Consider the following 19,516-nt stretch of genomic DNA (forward strand, 5'->3'; position numbering starts at 1 on the left):
CAACGCGATAATCCGACGACAACGATGAAACGCAAAACCCTTACGCAATACCTGGTCGAGCAGCAACGCCTGGCCAAGGCGGTCGACCCCGAAGTGCGCCTGCTGATCGAGGTGGTGGCGCGCGCCTGCAAATCCATCGGCCACGCCGTGGGCAAGGGCGCGCTGGGCGGGGTGCTGGGCAGCCTGCAAAGCGAGAACGTCCAGGGCGAGGTGCAGAAGAAGCTGGACGTGCTCTCGAACGAGATCCTGCTCGAAGCCAACGAATGGGGCGGCCACCTGGCCGCCATGGCCTCCGAGGAGATGGAGACCATCCACGCCATCCCCAACCGCTATCCCAAGGGCGAGCACCTGCTGCTGTTCGATCCGCTGGACGGTTCGTCCAACATCGACGTGAACGTGTCGATCGGCACCATCTTCTCGGTGCTGCGCGCGCCGCAGCACGTGGCCGGCGCCGCGGTCGGCGAGGCCGATTTCCTGCAGCCGGGGCGCCAGCAGGTAGCGGCCGGCTATGCCGTCTATGGCCCGCAGACCATGCTGGTGCTGACGGTGGGCAACGGCGTGGTGGGCTTTACGCTGGACCGCGAAATGGGCTCGTGGGTCCTGACGCACGAGGACATCCAGATCCCCGCCGACACGCGCGAGTTCGCCATCAACATGTCGAACATGCGGCATTGGGCGCCGCCGGTGCGCCGCTACATCGACGAGTGCCTGGCCGGCACGACCGGCCCGCGCGGCAAGGATTTCAACATGCGCTGGATCGCCTCGATGGTGGCCGACGTGCACCGCATCCTGACCCGCGGCGGCATTTTTATGTACCCCTGGGATGCGCGCGAACCGGGCAAGCCCGGCAAGCTGCGCCTCATGTACGAAGCCAATCCCATGAGCTTCATCGTCGAGCAGGCCGGCGGCGCGGCCTACGACGGCTGCCGCCCCATCCTGGACATCCAGCCCGAGAAGCTGCACCAGCGCGTGGGCGTGGTACTGGGTTCGCGCAACGAGGTCGAGCGCGTGGTGCAGTATCACCGCGAGGCGCAATAGGGGCTGCTTGCCCGTCCGCCGAAAAACGAACGGGCCCGGCTTGCGCAGGGCCCGTTTGCCGCGGCGCCGGGGCGGCGCCGGCCGCATCGCGCTGCCGGATGTCAGTCCAGGGTTTCGACGCGGTCGACCCTGTCCTTGTTGACCTGCACTTGGCGGCCGTTTTCCTCGTAGCGGTAGGTGCCGGTGGAGCGATCGAAGTCCGGCTCGTCCGACGTGACCGTGCGCGATCCGTCGGTCTTGGTAATGACCGAGGGCGAGGAGCAGCCTGCCACCAGGCCTGCGCCGGCGAGCACGAACGTCAAGGTCAGCGTCTTCATCTTCAGCGTCATCAGCTTTCTCCGTAGTGGATGGCGACCCCATTATTGGCCGGCGGGCCGCCAGCCGGGGTTACGGATGCGCTGAAAGGCTTAGCGACTGTAAATGGCCGCCGTCCCCTTCCTGGGGCGGCGGCCCGGCATGGCACATGCCGCAATATCCCGATACGGGCGCCGCCCGCCGGTCGTTGGCGGCGCGCCACGCCCGGCCGGCCCGGGCCGGGCCGCGTTCAGTCCAGTGTCAGCACGGTCGCGCCGGTGGTCTTGCGGCTGCTGAGCGCGGCCTGCGCCTGGGCCGCCTCGGCCAGCGGATAACGCTGGTCGATGCGTACCTTGATCTTCTTTTTCTGGACCAGGCCGAACAGCTCGTCGGCGGCCGCCTGCAGCTTCTCCAAGGTGGCCACGTGCGTGCCCAGGGTGGGCCGGGTCACGTACAACGAGCCCTTCTGCGCCAGGATGCCCAGGTTCACGCCCGCGACCGGACCCGAGGCGTTGCCGAAGCTGACCAGCAAGCCGCGCGGCTCCAGACTGTCCAGGGAGGCTTCCCAGGTGTCCTTGCCCACGCCGTCGTACACCACCGGCACCTTGCGCCCGCCGGTCAGCTCCTTGACCCGCTCGGCCACGTTCTCGCGCGAGTAGTCGATGGTTTCCCAGGCGCCGTGCTCGCGCGCCAGGGCCGCCTTCTCGGGGCTGGAAACCGTGCCGATCAGCTTGACGCCCAGCGCGCGCGCCCATTGGCAGGCGATCAGCCCGACCCCGCCGGCCGCGGCGTGGAACAGGATGGTCTCGCCGCCTTGCAGGCGGTAGGTCTGGCGAAACAGGTACTGCACCGTCAGGCCCTTGAGCATGAGCGCCGCGGCGTCCTCGAAATCGATGCCCTTGGGCAGGCGCACCACCTGGTGCGCCGGCACGTTGCGGGCCTGGGCATAGGCGCCCAGCGGGCTTTGGCCATAGGCCACGCGATCGCCCACCTTCAGGTGGCCGACCTGGGCGCCGACCGCCTCGACCACGCCGGCAGCCTCGAAGCCCAGGCCGTGCGGCAGCGGATGCTCGTACAGGCCGGTGCGGAAATACAGGTCGATGTAGTTCAGGCCCACCGCGCGCTGGCGGATGGTGACCTCGTTCTCGGCCGGCGGGGGCAGCGGCACGTCCACCAGCTCCAGCACTTCCGGGCCGCCATGCCGCTGGATGCGGATGGCCTTCACTGTTTCTGCCATGGATGTCTCCTTGATCGGCTCCCGCGCGAAGGTGGCGGGCAAACCGGCAATTTACCGCTTTCGGCGCACACTCAATGTAAATTTTCCCCCACGCTGCGCCTTCGGCTTGCTGCCCCCCGAGGGGGCCGCTTTTTCATCTTGGGGCGGCCCGGCGATGAAAAAAACCCCAACAGTAACAAGCGCGGTGCCGGCCAGCTGCCAGGCGGTGATGGGTTCGCCCAGCATCCAGGCGGCCAGGAACAGCACCGAGACCGGCCCGATCATGCCGACCTGGGAGACCACCGGCGCGCCCACGCGGGCCACGGCCCACATGATCATGAAGACCGGCAGCACGGTATTGACCACCGCGTGCACCATGGACCAGCCGTACACGCCCCAGGGCTGGACGATCTGCGAGGTGCCGTGGACCACGAAGAACTGGACCAGGCAGGCGAAGCACGAGACCGTCATGGCATAGGCCACCAGCCGCGTCGAGCCCACCTTGGCGACCAGTTCGCCCGAACCGATCAGGTACAAGGCATAGGTCAGCGCCGAGGCCAGCACGAACAGCGAGCCGCGCACCACGTGCTCGCCGCCGAAGGAGACATCCTGGGCGAAAACCATGATCACGCCCGCGTACGAGAGCGCCAGCGCGAGCCACTGCGCCGGCGCGATGGGCCGCTTGAGCCAGGCCGCCGTGATGAGCAGCACGAAGGTGGGCGACAGGAACAGGATCAGCCGCTCCAGCCCGGCCGAGGTGTACTGCAGCCCGATGAAATCCAGAAAGCTCGACAGGTAGTAGCCCAGCAGCCCCAGCCCGGTCAGCAGCGCCGCATCGCGCCGGCTCAGCCGCGGCTGCTGCCCGCGGCGCGCGCGCCGGGCCTCGTACCAGCCGATGGCCAGGAAGAAGGGCAGCGAGAACAGCATGCGCAAGGCGATGACCGTGACCGCGTCCACGTCGTAGCGATAGGTCAGCTTGACCACGATGGCCTTGCCGGCAAAGAGAATCGCGCCGGCGGCGGCCAGGATGATGCCGGTGGTCCTGGCGTTCACCGGGGGACTCTCGGGGTGCGGGATCGATTCATGCGATGATTTTAGGTTGGCCGCCTTCGCGGGCGGCGCCTGCCGAGACGCAACGCGTCATGGGACCAGCATGAACCGCCGCTACGCCCTGCTCCAACTGCACATCGCCGCCGTCCTGTTCGGCCTGACGGGCGTTTTCGGGGAGCTCATCCAGGCCGACGCGGCGGTCATCACCTTCGGCCGGGCACTGTTCGCCGTGGCGGCGCTGCTGGCGCTGGCCCGCTGGCAGGGCCGCAGGCTGCGCCAGCGGCTGGATCCTTCCCGCCTGGGGCGGCTCGCAGCCAGCGGCTTGCTGCTGGCGCTGCATTGGGTCACCTTCTTCGTCGCCGTCAAGGTGGGCGGCATCGCCGTCGCCACGCTGGGCTTTGCCAGCTTTCCGGCCTTCACCACCCTGCTCGAAGGGCTGTTCTACCGCGAACGCATCCGCGCCCTCGAATGGGGCGTGCTGGCGCTGGTCTCCATCGGCCTGGTGCTGGTGGTGCCCAGCTACGACTGGGCCGACGCCGGCGCGCGCGGGCTGGCCTGGGGCCTGGCCTCGGGCCTGGCCTTTTCGCTGCTGGCCGTGCTGAACCGGCACAGCGCGGCCGGCATGGATGCGGTGCAGGTGGCCTGGTGGCAAAACCTGTTCGTGTGCGCGGCGCTGGCCGGCTTCGCCCTGCCCCAGCTGCCCGCCGTGGCCCCGCGCGACTGGTTCTGGCTGGCCATGCTGGGCGTGTTCTGCACCGGCCTGTCGCACTTTCTGTTCGTCTCGGGCCTGCGCTGGGTCAAGGCGCGCGATGCCGGCGTGATCATCGCCCTGGAGCCGGTGTACGCCATCGCGGTGGCCTGGGCGCTGTTCGCGCAGGTGCCCTCGCCGCGGATGATCGCCGGCGGGCTGCTGATCGTGCTCGCCATCGGCCTGGCCAGCCGGGCCAAGGCCGCTTGACAATTACTGCCTAGGCAATTAAATTGCCCTCCATGTCCCGCCCAGCCCCTTCATCGCCGCCGTTCAAGACGGACCAGCACTGCCTGTCCGAGGAAAGCATCGGCCTGCTGGTCAAGCAGGTCTACCAGTCGATCACGCGCATGGTCGACCGCGAAATGGCGCCGCTGGACCTGACCGCCATGCAGTGGCGCCCGCTGCTGCTGATCGCCAAGCGCCAGGCCGAAACCCCGGCCGAACTGGCCCGCCTGGCTGGCGTGGATACCGGCGCCATCACCCGCACGCTGGACCGCCTGGAAAGCAAGGGCCTGCTCAGGCGGGTGCGCTGCCAGGAGGACCGGCGCGTGGTCAGGCTGGAAATCACCGAAGCCGGGCTGGCCACCTGTGCGCAGATCCCGCCGGTGCTCGCGCGCGCGCTGGACCCGCACCTGCGCGGCTTTACCGTGCAAGAGGCCGAAACCCTGTCGGGCCTGCTGCGGCGCATGATCGCCAACGGCAGCTGTCCGGGCTGAAGGGCCAGGTCCGCCGATTTCCTCGGCCTATTTTTTTCGCCATTTAACTGACTAGTCAGATACAGACCGATCAATGATTTTAAGCCAATTGTCAGCATGAAAGCCCTACCGATTTCCCTGCTTGCCCTGGTGCTGGCCGGCTGCGCGATCATGGAGCCCGGCCAGCCGCCGGCCAGTCCTGTGCAGGCCCAGGCGCTGGGCCTGCGCGACACCGCCGTGCAATGGCCCGAGCTGCGCTGGTGGCGGCGCTACGGCGATCCACAGCTGGATGCGCTGGTGGCGCGGGCCATGGCCGGCAGTCCCGGCATGCTGGCCGCGCAAGCCCGCATCGCCCAGGCCAACGCCGCGCTGCGACAGGCCCGGGCGGCGCAGCTGCCGCAAGTCTCGGCCGCCTATACGCTGACGCGCCAGCGCTATACGGCCAACGGCGCGATCCCCGAGCCGCTGGCCGGCTCGGTCGGCACCGACAACAGCCTGTCGCTGGACTTCGACTACGAGATCGACTTCTGGGGCAAGCGCCGCCAGGCGCGGCAGGCCGAGCAGGCGCGGCTGGCCTCGGCCCAGGCCGACGCGCAGGCGGCCCGCGCCATGCTGGCCAGCGCCGTGGTGCAAAGCTACCTCAACCTGCAGACCGCCTATGCGCAGCAGGCCGTGCTGCAGGAGACGGTGGCGCAGCGCGAAAGCGTGGCGCGCCTGGCCCAGGAACGTTTCGAGGCCGGCCTGGACACCCAGGTCCAGGCCCGGCAGGCCCAGTCCGCCCACGCCCAGGCGCGCGTGCAGGCCGTGCAGGTGCGCACCCGCATCGCCGCCTTGCGCAACCAGCTGGCGGCCTTGGCCGGCGCCGGCCCGGACCTGGCGCGCACCATCGGCCCGGCCGATCTGGCAGCCGTGCCGCCCGCCGCGCCGCGGGATGTTCCCCTGGCGCTGCTGGCGCATCGCCCCGACATCGTCGCCGCGCGGCTGCGCGCCCAGGCCAGCCGGCACGACGTGGCCAGCGCCCAGGCCGCCTTCTATCCCAACGTCAACCTGGCCGCCTTCGTGGGGCTCGGCTCGCTGGGCACGGGCACCTTGCTGGAGGCGGGCAGCCGCATGGCCGGCATCGGCCCGGTGATCGAGCTGCCGCTGTTCGACGGCGGGCGGCGCAATGCTGCGCTGGGCAATGCCCGCGCGCAAGGCGACCTGGCTGTGGCCGACTACAACGAAACCGTGCTGACCGCGGTCCGCCAGGTGGCCGACGCCCTGGACGGCCTGCGCCTGATCGGCGAAGAGCGCGCCGCCCAGGCGCAGGCCCAACAGGCCATCGAGCAGGCGTACGCGCTGGCCCTGGACCGCTATCGCAACGGCCTGGGCGACTACCTGTCGGTGCTGCTGGCGCAGGACGGCGTGCTGCAGCAGCGCCAGCTCGCCACCGAACTGCGCATGCGCGCCTATCGCCTGGACGCCGACCTGGCCTATGCGCTGGGCGGCGGCTACAGCCCATCCCAAGCATCCACCGCAACACTTCCCTGCCCCCATCATGAACACTAGTCCCGCTCCCCGTCCCGCCGCCCGCAAGCGGCTGCTGCTCCTGGCCGCGCTGGCCTTGCTCGTCCTGGCCGGCGCCTACGGCGCCTGGTGGCTGCTGGTGGCCTCGCGCCTGGAATCCACCGACGACGCCTACGTGCACGGCAACCTGGTCCAGATCACCGCCCGCATACCGGGCACGGTGGTGGCCATCGAAGCCGACAATACCGACCTGGTGCAGGCCGGCCAGGCGCTGGTGCGGCTCGATCCGGCCGATGCGCAGGTCGCGCTGCAGCAGGCCCGCGAGCGCCTGGCCCAGGCGGTGCGCCAGGTGCGCACGCTGTACGTGCAGAACGAGGCCCTGCAGGCCGACGTGGATGTGCGCCAGGCCGACATCGACCGCGCCCAGGCCGAACTGGCGCGCGCCCGCAGCGACGTGCAGCGGCGCCAGTCCCTGGCCCGCACGGGCGGGGTCAGCGGCGAGGAGCTGCTGCATGCGCAAACAGCGCTCAAGGCCGCGCAATCCGGCCTGGCGCAGGCCCGCGCCCAGCTGGAGGCGGCGCGCGCCAAGCTGGCAACCAACCAGGCGCTGACCGAGGGCACTACCGTGGCCGAACATCCCGACGTGCGCCAGGCCGCGGCCGCCCTGCGGCAGGCCTGGCTGGACGCTGCGCGCACCACCCTGCCCGCCCCGGCGGCCGGCATGGTCGCGCAGCGCAGCGTGCAGGTGGGCCAGCGCGTGGCGCCGGGCACCACGCTGATGACCGTCGTGCCGCTGGAGCAGGTCTGGGTCGAGGCCAACTTCAAGGAAAACCAGCTGCGCAAGATGCGCGTGGGCCAGCGCGCCAAGGTGGTGGCCGACCTGTATGGCGGCGAGGTGGTCTACGAAGGCGTGGTCGCGGGCCTGGAGGCCGGCACCGGCGGCGCGTTCTCGCTACTGCCGGCGCAAAACGCCAGCGGCAACTGGATCAAGGTGGTGCAGCGCGTGCCGGTGCGCATCGCGCTCGATCCGCAAGCCGTGCGCGAGCACCCGCTGCGCGTGGGCCTGTCGATGAATGTCGAGGTGGACGTCTCCGAAACGCCCGCCCAGGCCGGGGCGCCGCGCGCCGCGGCGCTGTCCACCCGGGTCTTCGAGGCCCGCAGCGAGGAAGCCGACGCGCTGGTGGCGCGGATCATCGAGGAGAACCTGCACTCATGAACACCGCCCGGCCGCCCGAAGGCGCCAGCGCCGCAGCCCCGCGCCAGGGCCAGGACAGTCCGGCCAGCGCCGCGCCCCGGACCTATCCGCCGCTGCAGGGCGGACTGCGCATCGCCGGCTCGATCGCCCTGTCCTCGGCGGTGTTCATGAACGTGCTGGACACCTCCATCGCCAACGTCTCCATCCCGACCATATCGGGCGACCTGGGGGTCAGCACCAGCCAAGGCACCTGGGTCATCACCTCGTTCGCCGTGGCCAACGCCATCACCGTGCCGCTGACGGGCTGGCTGACCCAGCGCTTCGGACAAGTCAGGCTGTTCCTGGCCTCCACCTTGCTGTTCGTGCTGACCTCGTGGCTGTGCGGCTTCTCTCCCACGCTGGAGGCGCTGATCCTGTTCCGCGTGCTGCAAGGGGCCGTCGCCGGCCCCATGATCCCGCTGTCGCAGGCCTTGATGCTGGCCAGCTTCCCGCGCGAGAAGGCCGGCATGGCGCTGGCCATCTGGGCCATGACCACGCTGGTGGCGCCGGTGGCCGGCCCCTTGCTGGGCGGATGGATCTCGGACAACTACACCTGGCCCTGGATCTTCTACATCAACGTGCCGGTGGGGCTGCTGGCGGCCTGGATCAGCTGGCGCATCTACCGCGGCCGCGAATCGGCCACGCGCAGCCTGCCCATCGACAGGGTGGGCCTGGGCCTGCTGGTGGTGTGGGTGGGCGCGCTGCAGATCATGCTGGACAAGGGCAAGGAGCTGGACTGGTTCGCCAGCCCGGTGATCCAGGGCCTGGCGGCGCTGTCCTTCGCCGCCTTCGTCGTTTTCCTGATCTGGGAGCTGACCGAGGCGCACCCGGTGGTGGACCTGCGGCTGTTCGTGCAGCGCAACTTCACCATCGGCGCGGTAACGCTGGCGGTGGCCTATGGCGTGTTCTTCGGCGGCGTGGTGCTGCTGCCGCTCTGGCTGCAAAGCAACATGGGCTACACGGCCACCTATGCCGGCCTGGTGACCGCGCCGGTAGGGCTGCTGGCCATCCTGCTCACGCCGCTGGTGGGCCGGCTGGTGGGCACGCACGACCCTCGCCTGCTGGTGACCGGCGCCTTCCTGATCTTTGCGCTGGTGTTCTTCATGCGCAGCGGGCTGAACACCCAGGCCGACATCCGCGCGCTGATGATTCCCACGCTGATACAGGGCGCGGGCATGGCGGCCTTCTTCGTGCCGCTGACCGCCATCACGCTATCGGGCCTGGAGCCTGGCCGCATTCCCGCCGCTTCGGGGCTATCGAACTTCCTGCGGCTGACCGCCGGGGCCTTCGGCACCTCGATCGCCACCACGCTGTGGGAAGACCGCGCCGTGATGCACCACGCGCACCTGGTCGAAGTGGCGCGGCCCGGCCGGCCCGCCTTCGACCAGGCCCTGTCCGGGCTGCAGGCCCACGGCCTGTCGCCGGAGCAGGCGCTGGCTTCGCTGGACCGCATGATCGACACGCAGGCCTATACGTTGTCGGCGCTGGACGTGTTCTACGCCTCCTCGCTGGTCTTCGTGGCGCTGGTCGCAATGGTGTGGCTGGCCCGCCCGCCGCGCGGCAAAAGCGGCGCGGGCGCCAGCGAGGCGGCCGCCGGGGCGCACTAGCCGCGGGCGCGCCGCCGGCTCAGATGACGGCCTCGATCAGGAAAGGCCCTTGCCGCGCCAACCCCGCCGCCAGGGCCTGCGCGAAGGCCTGGACGGTGTCCGTGCGCACCGCCTCCACGCCCATGCCGCGCGCCAGGTGGACCCAGTCCAGCGCCGGCTCGTCCAGGTCCAGCATGCGGCGGGCATTGCGGCCCAGCTCGGTCACGCCCATGCTTTTCATCTCGCCGTGCAGGATGGCATAGCTGCGGTTGGCCAGGATGATGGTCAGGCAGTCCAGGTTCTCGCGCGCCTGGGTCCAGAGGGCCTGCGCCGTGTACATGGCGCTGCCGTCGGCCTGCAGGGCGATGACCTTGCGGCCCGGGCAGGCCACGGCCGCGCCGGTGGCCAGCGGCAGGCCGATGCCAATGGAGCCGCCGGTCAGCTGCAGGTAGTCGTGCGGCGCCGAGGCCTGGCTCAGCGCCGGGAACTCGCGGCCCTGGGTAATGGATTCGTCGCAGACGATGGCGTGCTCGGGCAGCCTGGCGGCCAGCAGGCGGCCCACCGCGGCGCTGTCGAGCCTGCCCTGCACGGGCAGCTCGGTCTGCGGCGCGGGCGCTTGCAGGCCGGGCGCATCGGGCGCGATGCCCAGCTCGTCGGCCAGCCATTCCAGCGCCTGGGTCAGGTCCTGGTCCGGGTGGGCCAGCAGCGTGCGCGCGCAGTCGGCCGGCGCCAGCAGGCTGGGCTTGCCGGGATAGGCAAAAAAGGCCACCGGATCGCGCGCGCCCACCAGCACGAGCTGCTTGATGCCCTGGATCTTTTCCAGCGCCGCGCCCAGCGGGTAGGGAAAACGGTCCACCGGCGTGCGCGTGGCGCCGCGTTCGGCGCGGCGGTTGGACGTCTCGGTGACCAGCTTGACCCCGGTGGCGCGGGCGATGCGCCCGGCCACGGCCAGCGGCCGCTCGCGCAAGGCCAGTCCGCCCAGCATCATCATGGCCGGCTGGCCCGACCGCAGGGCCTGGGCGGCCGCGCGCACCGACTCCGGGCTGATGGGGGCCGGCGCATCGGGCGCGGCGGCCACGACCGCGGCGGTATCGGCCGGCAGCTCGCCCCAGGCCGCGTCGGCCGGCAGGATCAGCGTGGCGATCCGGCCCTGGCCCTGGCGCGCCGCGCGCACCGCCTCGGCCGCGTCCGCGCCCACCGACGCGGCGCCGCCGCTGCGCTTGACCCAATGCGACATGGGACGCGCCAGGCTTTCGATGTCGCTGGTCAGCGGCGCGTCGTATTGCAGGTGGTAGCTGGCGTGCTCGCCCACCACGTTGACCATGGGCGTGAAGGCGCGCCGCGCGTTGTGCAGGTTGGCCAGGCCGTTGGCCAGGCCGGGCCCCAGGTGCAGCAGCGTGGCCGCCGGCTTGTCGGCCATGCGCGCATAGCCGTCGGCCGCGCCGGTCACCACGCCTTCGAACAGCCCCAGCACGCAGCGCATGCGCGTCTCGCGGTCCAGCGCCGCGACGAAGTGCATTTCGGAGGTGCCGGGATTGGCAAAGCAGGTGTCCACGCCGTTGGCCAGAAGGGTCGCGCAGAGGTGGTCGGCTCCGTTCATGAGATGGTCATTTCCCCGATGGTTTCAAAGTTCGTTGCTTGGATGGATGGATCCCAGGCGGCCCGCGGTCTCGCGCAGCAGCGGCGCGATCCGCTCGCGCAGCGCGTCCGGCGGGAGCAGCGAGGCCGGCCCGCCCACGCTCATCACGAAACGGCCCTCGCCGGTCACGGGCGTGAACGGCACGGCCACGGCATTGATGCCGGCCTGCCAGTCGCCGATGGCGAAGCAGCAGCCCGATTCGCGCTGCTCGGCGCACGCCCGGGCGACGGTCTCGGGCGAGGGCGCGCGCGTGCCCAGGCGCTCGAGCAGCGCCTCGCGCCGGGGCTGCGCCAGGCCGGCCAGGTAGGCCCGCCCCATGGCGCTGTCCAGCGATACGCGATAGCCCACCGGCAGGCGCAGGTACAGCGCCGAAGAGCCGTGCACGGCTTCCACGTAAAGCATGGCGTCGACGTCGAAAGTGCCCAGCGCCACGGCCGCCCCGGTCTCTTGCGCCAGCTGCTCCATGCCCGGGCGCGCCAGCTGCCGCACCTCCAGGTTGGCCAGCAGGCCGTAGCCCAGGGCCAGCACGCCGTAGCCCGGCGAATACTTGCCGCTGTCGGCGTGATAGCGCAGGTAGCCCAGGCTGGTCAGCGTATAGGTGATGCGGCTCAGGGTGGGCTTGGGCAAGCCCGTCAGGCGCGCCAGGTCCTGGTTGCCCAGCGCGGCGACGCCCGGCTGGAAGCAGCGCAGCACCTGCAGGCCGCGCGCCAGGGCGGTGATGAAGTCGGGCGAGTCGGCCGCCGCATCGGGCAGGCCTTCGGCCGGCGCACGCTTGCGGCGGGCCGGCTGGCTGAGGTCGGCGCCCGCCCCGGTCTTGGGCCGGCGGGCAACGCGAGAGGAAAGCGGCATGGTCCGGCCTATTCCGAGGTTTGCGTGCGGGAGCGACGCGGGTAAAATAAAACCAAATTCCGTATGACGGAATTCTAAACGAAAGCTGGCAGTTTGCCGAGCGTTCGGTCCGCCAGTTCGCCGCCGGATGAAAGCTGCACGCATGTCCGGCGACGGCGGACGGGCCGGACAGGACGCAGGGCCGGCAACGGCACGGCGGCTGCCTGGCGACGGCGCTGCCGCGCCATCCTGGACAAACAAGGGGATTTTTATGTTGCGTTACGGACTTCGAAGCATTGCCCTGGCGCTGGCCTGCGCCGCCGCCGCTCCCGCGCTCGCGCAGGACTACCCCAGCCGCCCGGTCACGGTCGTCTCGCCGTTTCCCGCCGGCGGGGCCACCGACACGCTGACCCGCGTGCTGGCCGAGCGCATGGCCAAGGAACTGGGCCAGAGCATGATCGTGGAGAACAAGGCCGGCGCCGGCACCAATATCGGCGCTTCCTATGTCAGCCGCGCCAATGCCGACGGCTACACCATCCTGATGGCCACCAACTCCACCCTGGTCACCAACCGCTACCTGTACCAGCAGCTGCCCTACGATCCGGACGGCTTCGCGCCCATCGGCATGGTGGGCATCGGCCCGCTGGTGCTGCTGGCCAGCCCCAAGACCGCCTTCGACGACACCAAGGGGCTGGTGGATTACGCCAAGCAGCATCCCGGCAAGCTGTCCTTCGCTTCCTTCGGCCCGGGCACTTCCTCGCACCTGGCCGCCGAGTACTTCAAGAAGGTATCGGGCGCCGACATGCTGCACGTGCCGTTCAAGGGCGCGACGCAGGCGCTGCCGGTACTGATCCAGGGCGACGTGGACCTGTTCTTCGACATGGTCAGCACCGGCATGCCGCAGGTCCAGGCCGGCAAGGTCAAGGTCCTGGCCATTACCAGCAAGGAGCGCATGAGCATCCTGCCCGAGCTGCCCACGCTGGCCGAACTGGGCTATCCCGAGTACGAAATGACCGCCTGGTTCAGCCTGGTCGCGCCCAAGGGCACGCCCGAGCCCGCGCTGGAGAAGCTGCGCGCCGCGCTGGCCGCCACGCTGGCCGATCCCAAGGTGGTCGAATCCATGGGCAAGATGGGCATCGAGCCGCGCAAGGGCACGGCCCAGGAACTGACGGCCCAGATCGAAAACGAAAAGCCGCTGATCGAACAGCTGGTCAAGCAGGCCAACATCCAGGTGCAGTAGGACAGGCAGGCGGGCGGCGGCCGCCGCCCGCCCCTGGCCTTAGCGCGGCCGCGCCTGCAGGCAGTCGGGCGAGAGCGCGTCCAGGCTGTCGAGCCCCAGCATCGCCAGGTTGCGCGAGACCTCGTCGCCCAGCAGCTTCAGGGCGTGGTCCACGCCCTCGCGCCCGCCCACCGCCGCCGCATACATGAAGGGCCGGCCCGCGAATACGCATGCCGCGCCCAGCGCCACCGCCTTGAGCACGTCGGCGCCGCGGCGCACGCCGCCATCCATCATCACCGTGGCCCGCCCGCCCACCGCATCGACGATGCGCGGCAGCACCCGCAAGGGAGCCACCGCGCCATCGAGCTGGCGCCCGCCGTGGTTCGAGACCACGATGCCGTCGGCGCCGCAATCGAGCGCGGCCTGCGCATCGCGCGGGTGCAGGATGCCCTTGACCACCAGCGGCCCTTGCCACTGCCGGCGGATGCGCCGGATATGCGCCCAGTTCAGGTGCTCGCGGCCCGTGGTGTCGCGCAGCGCGCTGACCGAGAACATGGGCGCGCCGCGCGTGGCAAAGGAATTCTCGAAGTGCGGCATGCCGTGGCGCAGCAGCGTGCGGGCGAAGGTGCCCAGCAGCCAGCGCGGCCGGACCAGCCCGTCCCAGGCCAGGCGCAGGCTGGGCCGCAGCGGCATGGAAAAGCCGGTGCGCACGTTGTTCTCGCGGTTGGCCCACACCGGCAGGTCCACCGTCACGACCAGGGTCTGGAAACCGGCCTGCGCCACCCGCGCGATCAGGCCGTCGAGCTTGCTGTCGTCGCCGGGCAGGTAGGCCTGGAACCAGGTGCCCGGCGCGGCGGCGGCCACCTCTTCCATGCGGATGAGCGAGGTGCCGCTCATCACCGCCGGCACGCCGGCCGCCTGGGCGGCCTGGGCCAGCACGATGTCGCCGCGATAGGCGGAGATGGCGCTGATGCCCACCGGCGCGATGCCGAAAGGCATGCGGTAGCGCCGGCCGAACAGCGTGGTCTCGGTCGTGCGCCGGCTCACATCCGCCATCACGTGCGGCACGAAGGCGTAGTCGTCGAACTGCAGGCGGTTGTCCAGGTACGAGCGGTTGGTTTCCGCGGCGCCGGCGATGTAGCCGAACAGCGGACGCGGCAGGTGGCGGCGCGCCGCCGCCTCGAAATCGTCCAGGCACAGCAGGCCGCGCAGGCGGCGCGGCAGCCCGGTGGCGGCCGCATAGGCGGCCAGTTCGGGGCGGCCGGCGCCGGCATCCCGTGTAGCAGTCATGGTCTGAATCCTGAAAATGGCAAGGCTCGCGGCGGCATGCGCGCCGCGCCCGTCAAGATAGACCATCCGCCGCGGGGAAGAAAGCGGCGGCCGGCGCTGCGGCGGCACCGCGGCCCGGCAAAAATTACCGCCCCGGCCAAATCTTGCGTCCCCCGCGCCGGCCGCCGCGCGCCCTGGCCGCCCTGCGCGGGCACGCCGGCGCGCCTGGCACGGCACTTGCCTCTTTCCTGGGCATGCGCACCAGGAACAGGAGCATCGGCCATGGCGAAACAGAACGTATCGGACTTCATCGTCGAGCGCCTGGCGCAATGGGGGGTCAAGCGCGTGTTCGGCTATCCGGGCGATGGCATCAACGGGGTCATGGGCGCGCTGGCGCGCGTACCCGAGACGGTGGAGTTCGTACAGGTGCGCCACGAGGAGATGGCCGCCTTCATGGCCGCGGCCCACGCCAAGTTCACCGGCGAGGTGGGCGTGTGCGTGGCCACCTCCGGACCCGGGGCCGTGCATCTGCTCAACGGCCTGTACGACGCCAAGCTCGATCACCAGCCCGTCGTGGCGCTGGTGGGCCAGCAGGCCCGCGCCAGCCTGGGCGGGGACTACCAGCAGGAAATCGACCTGCAGAACCTGTTCAAGGACGTGGCGCACGAGTTCGTGCAGACGGCGGTCAGCCCGGCACAGGTGCGGCACCTGCTCGATCGGGCGATGCGCATCGCCATCGAGCGCCGCACCGTCACCTGCGTCATCCTGCCCAATGATGTGCAGCGCCTGCAGGCCGTGCCCCAGCCCCCGCGCGAGCACGGCACGGTGCACAGCGGCATCGGCCGCTCGGGCCATGCGCACGTGCCCAACGAGGCGATTTTGCGCGAGGCGGCGCAAGTGCTCAATGCCGGACGCAAGCCCGCCATCCTGGTGGGCGCCGGCGCCCTGCACGCCACCGAGGAAATCATGCAGGTGGCCGAACTGCTGGGCGCTGGCGTGGCCAAGGCGCTGCTGGGCAAGGCGGCGGTACCCGACGACCTGCCCTACGTGACCGGCGCCATCGGCCTGCTGGGCACGCAGGCCAGCTGGCGGCTGATGAACGAGTGCGACACCTTGCTGATGGTGGGCACGGCCTTCCCGTACAGCGAATTCCTGCCGGCCGAGGGCCAGGCCCGCGCGGTGCAGATCGACATCGACGGCCGCATGCTGAACCTGCGCTATCCCGTGGAGATCGGGCTGGTCGGCGACAGCAAGCAGACCCTGCGGGCCTTGCTGCCCCACCTGGAGCCGGTCAAGTCGCCGCGCTGGCGCGAAGAGGTCCAGGACAGCGTGGCCCAGTGGTGGAAAACCGCCGAAGCCCGCGCCATGGTGCCGGCCAAGCCCGTCAACCCGCAGCGGGTGCTGTGGGAGCTGTCCTCGCGGCTGCCCGAGCGCTGCATCGTGACGGGCGATTCGGGCACGGTGGCCGGCTGGTATGCGCGCGACCTGAAGCTGCGCCAGGGCATGATGGCCTCGCTATCGGGCGGACTGGCGACGATGGGCAGCGGCATCCCCTACGCCCTGGCGGCCAAGATGGCCTATCCGGAGCGGCCCGTCATCGCGCTGGTGGGCGACGGCGCCATGCAGATGAACGGATTGACCGAACTGATTACGGTGGCTGCGCGCCGGCACCAATGGTCCAACCCTGTTTTCGTGGTGATGGTGCTCAACAACGGCGACCTGAACATGGTTACCTGGGAACAGCGCGCCACCGAAGGCGATCCGCGCTTCGACGATTCGCAGTTGCTGCCCGCCTTTCCCTATGCCGAATACGCCCGCCTGCTGGGCCTGGAAGGCCGGCGCGTCGACCAGCCCGAAGCGGTCGGCCCGGCCTGGGAGCAGGCCCTGGCGGCGGACCGGCCGGTATTGCTGGAAATGGTCACCGATCCGGAGGTGCCGCCGCTGCCGCCGCACATACCGACCAAGCAGGTCCAGGCCTATCTGCGGGCCCTGACCCAGGAGGGTCCGACCGGGCGCTCGGCCATCGCGGCCACCCTGCGGCAATGGTGGGCGGGGTAAGGACATGGCAGCCACGCAAACCCCTGGCCGGATGCCCCGCCTGGACGGACTGGACCATACGCTGTCGCTGATGGCAGACCCCTACCGCTTCATCTCCGGGCAATGCCAGCGCCTGAACTCGGACGTGTTCGAGGCCCGCATCATGCTGCAGCCGACCGTGTGCATGCGCGGCGCGCCGGCCGCCGAACTGTTCTACGACCCGGCCCGCTTCGTTCGTGCCGGCGCGGCGCCCGAACCGCTGCGCGCCAGCCTGTTCGGCAAGCAGGCCGTGCAGGGCCTGGATGGCGCGGCCCACCAGGTTCGCAAGGCCCTTTTCATGCAGGTGCTTGCGCCCGACCGGGTGCAGGCGCTGGCCGGCCATGTGCGCGGGCAATGGCAGCGGGCCGCCGGCAGCTGGAATGGCGAACAGGCGCTGCCTTTCTATGGCGCCTGCCAGCAGATGCTCGCGCGCGCGGTCTGTGCCTGGGCGGGCGTGCCGCTGCCGCCGGAGCAGGCGCCGCAGCGCACGCGCGAACTGGCCGCGCTGTTCGACGACGCAGCGCGCGGCCTGCGCGCGCACCTGCACGCCCGCCTGGCGCGCCAGCGTCTGGAAAGGTGGCTGGCCGGCCTGATCGAGCAGGTGCGGCGCGATCCCACCCAGGCCGCGTCCGATACGGCGCTGCATGCGGTGGCCCACCATCGCGATGCCCAAGGCGCGCTGCTGGCGCCGCGCGTGGCGGCCACCGAACTGCTCAACATCCTTCGCCCCACCGTCGCCGTATCGGTATACCTGACGTTCTGCGCCCTGGCCCTGCACCGATACCCGGCCGTGCGCGAAACCCTGTGCGAAGGCGAGGCGGCCTACCGCCACGCCTTCCTGCAGGAGGTGCGGCGCTACTTTCCCTTTTTTCCGGCCGTGGCCGCCAGGGTACGCCAGGACTTCACCTGGCAGGGCCATGCCTTTGCAGCGGGCCGGCGCGTGCTGCTGGACCTGTACGGCACCAATCACGACGCGCGGCGCTGGCCCGAGCCCGACACCTTCGATCCGGCGCGCTTCCTGGCGCGCGAGCCCACGCCGTTCGACCTCATCCCGCAAGGCGGCGGCCATGCCGAGCGCCATCACCGCTGCCCGGGCGAGAACGTGGCGATGGCGGTGATGGACGTCGTCCTGGACGGACTGCTGTACGAGCTGGACTATGCGGTGCAGCCGCCGGGCCACATGATCGACATGGCGCGTCTGCCCGCGCTGCCGCGCGCGGGCTTGCCGATCGCGGTCAGGCGCTACGTGCCGCGGGCGGCTTCGCCGGCCAGCCGCAGCGCCTGCACGATGGCCTCGTAGGCGCGCTGGCGCGCATCGCTGCTGGGCGAGCGCAGGGCATAGGCTGGATGGTAGGTAGGCACCACGGTGCGGCCCTCGTGCTCCAGCGCCTGCCCCATCACCTGCTTGAGCGTCATGCCGGGCCGGTGCATCACCGCCTTGAGCGCCGTCGAGCCGAGCGCGACCACGACCTTGGGCGAAACCGTGCGCAGTTCCTTCTGCAGCCAGTAGTCGCAGGCCTCGATCTCGCGCTGTGCCGGGGTCTTGTGCATGCGCCGCTTGCCGCGCGGCGTCCATTTGAAATGCTTGACGGCATTGGTGACGAAGACGTCGTGGCGGTCCACGCCGGCATCGTCCAGGGCGCGGTCCAGCAAGGCGCCGGCCGGCCCGACGAACGGCTTGCCGGCCAGGTCCTCCTTGTCGCCGGGCTGCTCGCCCACCATCATGATGGGCGCGCGGCGCGGACCCTCTCCCGGCACGCCCTGGGTGGCGTTGCGCCACAAGGCGCAGCGGCGGCATTGCGCCAGCGTGGCCGGCCTTTGGCCGGGATCGATCTCGATGGACGGGGAAGTGGTGGCCATTGCTTGCAGCATGTGCGCGGGCGCCATGCGGGCGGCGCGCCTAGGCCACGTTCAGCATGGACCCGCAGGCGCCGTCCAGCTGCTGCGGGTCGCGCGGCGCGCCTTCGAGCATCTCGCGATACAGCTCGACGTACTGCTCGGCCATGCGCCGCACGGAAAACCGCGCCAGGAAGCGGCTGCGGATGGCCGGACGCGACAGTTCGCCCAGCCGGGCCACCGCCTGCACGGCCTGCTCCTCGTCCTGGACGATGAACCCGGTCACGCCGTCCTCGACCACCTCGCTGACCGATCCCTGCCGATAGGCGATCACCGGCGTTCCCGCCGCCATCGCTTCGATCATGACCAGGCCGAAAGGCTCGGGCCAATCGATGGGCACCAGCAGCGCCGCGGCACCGCTCAGGAACGCCGACTTGTCCGCGTCGCCGATCTCGCCGATGAATTCGACGCCGGGCCAGGCCAGCATGGGCTCGATCTCGGCTTCGAAGTATTCCTGGTCCACCGCATCGACCTTGGCCGCGATCTTCAACGGCAGCTTGCAGGCCTGGGCGATCCGGATGGCGCGGTCGGCCCGCTTCTCGGGCGCGATGCGGCCCAGGAACGCCAGGTACGCCGGCTGCGCCGGCAGCGGCTGCACCAGCGTGGGCGGCAGCCCGTGGTGGATGGTGCGGGCCCAGTTGGCCCGGGCGATGGGCTGGCGCTGGGCGTCGGAGATCGACACCAGGGCCGGCGTATCGAAGGTCTGGAACAGCGGCTGGTGCTCGGGCAGGTCCAGCCGCCCATGCAGCGTGGTGATGAACGGCGTGGGCTGGCGCGACATCAGCGAGAAGGGATAGTAGTCCAGGTGAAAGTGCAGCACATCGAATTCGTGCGCACGCCGGTATACCTGCTCGATCATCATCATGTGCAGGGCGTTGCCGTCGCGCACCCTTCCATCCAGGCGCAGCGCGCGGGGCCAGACCGCTTCGAGCCGCGCGCGCGTCACCGAGTCGCCGCTGGCGAAAAGCGTGACATCGTGGCCCATGTCCACCAGTTCTTCGGTCAACCAGGAAATGACCCGTTCGGTACCGCCGTACAGCGTGGGCGGCACCGCTTCGGTCAAGGGCGCGATCTGGGCAATACGCATGGCAGGGTTTCCCGATGAAGCCGGCCGCGGGGACAGGGCGGGCACATCCCGCGCTGCCCGTGCGGCCGGACGATGTGAGAAAGGACAAGGCCGCCGGCAGCGCTTTTCCGCCTTGCAACACTAAGCAACCCC

Annotated in this window: 17 protein-coding genes; 9 read left to right on the plus strand and 8 right to left on the minus strand. The window is 70.4% G+C overall.

The features are described from left to right. Nucleotides 1-24: 24 nt before the first annotated feature. Entirely contained in the window at nt 25-1,038 is a 1,014-nt protein-coding gene (locus V8Z80_RS17840; protein WP_155197171.1) for a class 1 fructose-bisphosphatase, read from the plus strand. A gap of 101 nt (nt 1,039-1,139) precedes the next feature. Here V8Z80_RS17840 and V8Z80_RS17845 read toward each other — a convergent pair whose 3' ends face one another. From V8Z80_RS17845 to V8Z80_RS17855, 3 genes are all read right to left on the minus strand, one after another. Continuing rightward, nucleotides 1,140-1,367 (minus strand): YgdI/YgdR family lipoprotein, encoded by a 228-nt coding sequence (locus V8Z80_RS17845; protein ID WP_336062982.1) that lies wholly within the window; start codon nt 1,365-1,367, stop codon nt 1,140-1,142. Nucleotides 1,368-1,582: 215 nt separating this feature from the next. Next, nucleotides 1,583-2,569, minus strand: a complete 987-nt coding sequence (locus tag V8Z80_RS17850) for a quinone oxidoreductase family protein (protein ID WP_336062983.1) — start codon at nt 2,567-2,569, stop codon at nt 1,583-1,585. A 51-nt stretch (nt 2,570-2,620) separates the two neighbouring features. Further along, a complete protein-coding gene (locus V8Z80_RS17855) occupies nt 2,621-3,601 on the minus strand; it encodes a DMT family transporter (protein ID WP_336062984.1) in 981 nt (326 codons plus the stop codon). 100 nt (nt 3,602-3,701) lie between these two features. Here V8Z80_RS17855 and V8Z80_RS17860 point away from each other — a divergent pair, with 100 nt between their 5' ends. The 5 genes from V8Z80_RS17860 to V8Z80_RS17880 all read left to right on the plus strand — a co-directional run bounded on the left by V8Z80_RS17860 (nt 3,702) and on the right by V8Z80_RS17880 (nt 9,391). Continuing rightward, the gene (locus V8Z80_RS17860; protein ID WP_336062985.1) at nt 3,702-4,556 is read left to right on the plus strand and encodes a DMT family transporter; all 855 of its coding nucleotides are present in this window, start codon (nt 3,702-3,704) and stop codon (nt 4,554-4,556) included. Between the two features lie 32 nt (nt 4,557-4,588). After that, a complete protein-coding gene (locus V8Z80_RS17865; RefSeq protein WP_336062986.1) occupies nt 4,589-5,065 on the plus strand; it encodes a MarR family winged helix-turn-helix transcriptional regulator in 477 nt (158 codons plus the stop codon). A gap of 96 nt (nt 5,066-5,161) precedes the next feature. After that, complete coding sequence (locus V8Z80_RS17870) at nt 5,162-6,592, plus strand: efflux transporter outer membrane subunit (protein ID WP_155197175.1); 1,431 nt, start codon at nt 5,162-5,164, stop codon at nt 6,590-6,592. Beyond that, nucleotides 6,582-7,766, plus strand: a complete 1,185-nt coding sequence (locus V8Z80_RS17875) for an efflux RND transporter periplasmic adaptor subunit (protein WP_336062987.1) — start codon at nt 6,582-6,584, stop codon at nt 7,764-7,766. Before V8Z80_RS17870 ends, V8Z80_RS17875 begins: the two co-directional genes overlap by 11 nt. After that, nucleotides 7,763-9,391 carry a DHA2 family efflux MFS transporter permease subunit gene (locus V8Z80_RS17880; protein WP_336062988.1) on the plus strand — a complete coding sequence of 543 codons (1,629 nt, stop codon included), beginning with the start codon at nt 7,763-7,765 and terminating at the stop codon, nt 9,389-9,391. Before V8Z80_RS17875 ends, V8Z80_RS17880 begins: the two co-directional genes overlap by 4 nt. 19 nt (nt 9,392-9,410) lie before the next feature. On the opposite strand, the gene V8Z80_RS17885 is transcribed toward V8Z80_RS17880, so the two are convergent. Both V8Z80_RS17885 and V8Z80_RS17890 read right to left on the minus strand, forming a co-directional pair. After that, the gene (locus V8Z80_RS17885) at nt 9,411-10,970 is read right to left on the minus strand and encodes an acetolactate synthase large subunit (RefSeq protein ID WP_336062989.1); all 1,560 of its coding nucleotides are present in this window, start codon (nt 10,968-10,970) and stop codon (nt 9,411-9,413) included. A 24-nt stretch (nt 10,971-10,994) separates the two neighbouring features. After that, complete coding sequence (locus V8Z80_RS17890; RefSeq protein WP_336062990.1) at nt 10,995-11,858, minus strand: IclR family transcriptional regulator; 864 nt, start codon at nt 11,856-11,858, stop codon at nt 10,995-10,997. Between the two features lie 250 nt (nt 11,859-12,108). Between V8Z80_RS17890 and V8Z80_RS17895 the strand changes: the two genes are divergently transcribed. Next, entirely contained in the window at nt 12,109-13,077 is a 969-nt protein-coding gene (locus V8Z80_RS17895) for a Bug family tripartite tricarboxylate transporter substrate binding protein (RefSeq protein WP_336062991.1), read from the plus strand. Between the two features lie 39 nt (nt 13,078-13,116). On the opposite strand, the gene V8Z80_RS17900 is transcribed toward V8Z80_RS17895, so the two are convergent. Next, complete coding sequence (locus tag V8Z80_RS17900) at nt 13,117-14,346, minus strand: alpha-hydroxy acid oxidase (RefSeq protein ID WP_155197220.1); 1,230 nt, start codon at nt 14,344-14,346, stop codon at nt 13,117-13,119. Nucleotides 14,347-14,607: 261 nt separating this feature from the next. Here V8Z80_RS17900 and V8Z80_RS17905 point away from each other — a divergent pair, with 261 nt between their 5' ends. Continuing rightward, complete coding sequence (locus V8Z80_RS17905; protein ID WP_336062992.1) at nt 14,608-16,383, plus strand: thiamine pyrophosphate-requiring protein; 1,776 nt, start codon at nt 14,608-14,610, stop codon at nt 16,381-16,383. Nucleotides 16,384-16,387: 4 nt separating this feature from the next. Further along, entirely contained in the window at nt 16,388-17,701 is a 1,314-nt protein-coding gene (locus tag V8Z80_RS17910) for a cytochrome P450 (protein WP_336062993.1), read from the plus strand. Here V8Z80_RS17910 and V8Z80_RS17915 read toward each other — a convergent pair. Then, the gene (locus V8Z80_RS17915; RefSeq protein WP_336062994.1) at nt 17,644-18,273 is read right to left on the minus strand and encodes a UdgX family uracil-DNA binding protein; all 630 of its coding nucleotides are present in this window, start codon (nt 18,271-18,273) and stop codon (nt 17,644-17,646) included. The two genes, V8Z80_RS17910 and V8Z80_RS17915, sit on opposite strands and share 58 nt — an antisense overlap. A gap of 28 nt (nt 18,274-18,301) precedes the next feature. Beyond that, the gene (locus V8Z80_RS17920) at nt 18,302-19,384 is read right to left on the minus strand and encodes a glycosyltransferase family 4 protein (RefSeq protein ID WP_336062995.1); all 1,083 of its coding nucleotides are present in this window, start codon (nt 19,382-19,384) and stop codon (nt 18,302-18,304) included. Nucleotides 19,385-19,516: the final 132 nt, after the last annotated feature.

The sequence above is a fragment of the Orrella sp. JC864 genome (assembly GCF_037026685.1).
In the GTDB taxonomy this organism is placed as follows: Bacteria; Pseudomonadota; Gammaproteobacteria; order Burkholderiales; family Burkholderiaceae_B; genus Orrella.

Bases quoted from the DNA above. Each gene is read 5' to 3' on its own strand.
- V8Z80_RS17890 (WP_336062990.1), bottom strand. From the start codon at position 11,858: ATGCCGCTTTCCTCTCGCGTTGCCCGCCGGCCCAAGACCGGGGCGGGC.
- V8Z80_RS17850 (WP_336062983.1), bottom strand. From the start codon at position 2,569: ATGGCAGAAACAGTGAAGGCCATCCGCATCCAGCGGCATGGCGGCCCG.
- V8Z80_RS17865 (WP_336062986.1), top strand. From the start codon at position 4,589: ATGTCCCGCCCAGCCCCTTCATCGCCGCCGTTCAAGACGGACCAGCAC.
- V8Z80_RS17920 (WP_336062995.1), bottom strand. From the start codon at position 19,384: ATGCGTATTGCCCAGATCGCGCCCTTGACCGAAGCGGTGCCGCCCACG.
- V8Z80_RS17900 (WP_155197220.1), bottom strand. From the start codon at position 14,346: ATGACTGCTACACGGGATGCCGGCGCCGGCCGCCCCGAACTGGCCGCC.
- V8Z80_RS17915 (WP_336062994.1), bottom strand. From the start codon at position 18,273: ATGCTGCAAGCAATGGCCACCACTTCCCCGTCCATCGAGATCGATCCC.
- V8Z80_RS17895 (WP_336062991.1), top strand. From the start codon at position 12,109: ATGTTGCGTTACGGACTTCGAAGCATTGCCCTGGCGCTGGCCTGCGCC.
- V8Z80_RS17845 (WP_336062982.1), bottom strand. From the start codon at position 1,367: ATGACGCTGAAGATGAAGACGCTGACCTTGACGTTCGTGCTCGCCGGC.
- V8Z80_RS17875 (WP_336062987.1), top strand. From the start codon at position 6,582: ATGAACACTAGTCCCGCTCCCCGTCCCGCCGCCCGCAAGCGGCTGCTG.
- V8Z80_RS17860 (WP_336062985.1), top strand. From the start codon at position 3,702: ATGAACCGCCGCTACGCCCTGCTCCAACTGCACATCGCCGCCGTCCTG.
- V8Z80_RS17910 (WP_336062993.1), top strand. From the start codon at position 16,388: ATGGCAGCCACGCAAACCCCTGGCCGGATGCCCCGCCTGGACGGACTG.
- V8Z80_RS17885 (WP_336062989.1), bottom strand. From the start codon at position 10,970: ATGAACGGAGCCGACCACCTCTGCGCGACCCTTCTGGCCAACGGCGTG.
- V8Z80_RS17870 (WP_155197175.1), top strand. From the start codon at position 5,162: ATGAAAGCCCTACCGATTTCCCTGCTTGCCCTGGTGCTGGCCGGCTGC.
- V8Z80_RS17880 (WP_336062988.1), top strand. From the start codon at position 7,763: ATGAACACCGCCCGGCCGCCCGAAGGCGCCAGCGCCGCAGCCCCGCGC.
- V8Z80_RS17840 (WP_155197171.1), top strand. From the start codon at position 25: ATGAAACGCAAAACCCTTACGCAATACCTGGTCGAGCAGCAACGCCTG.
- V8Z80_RS17905 (WP_336062992.1), top strand. From the start codon at position 14,608: ATGGCGAAACAGAACGTATCGGACTTCATCGTCGAGCGCCTGGCGCAA.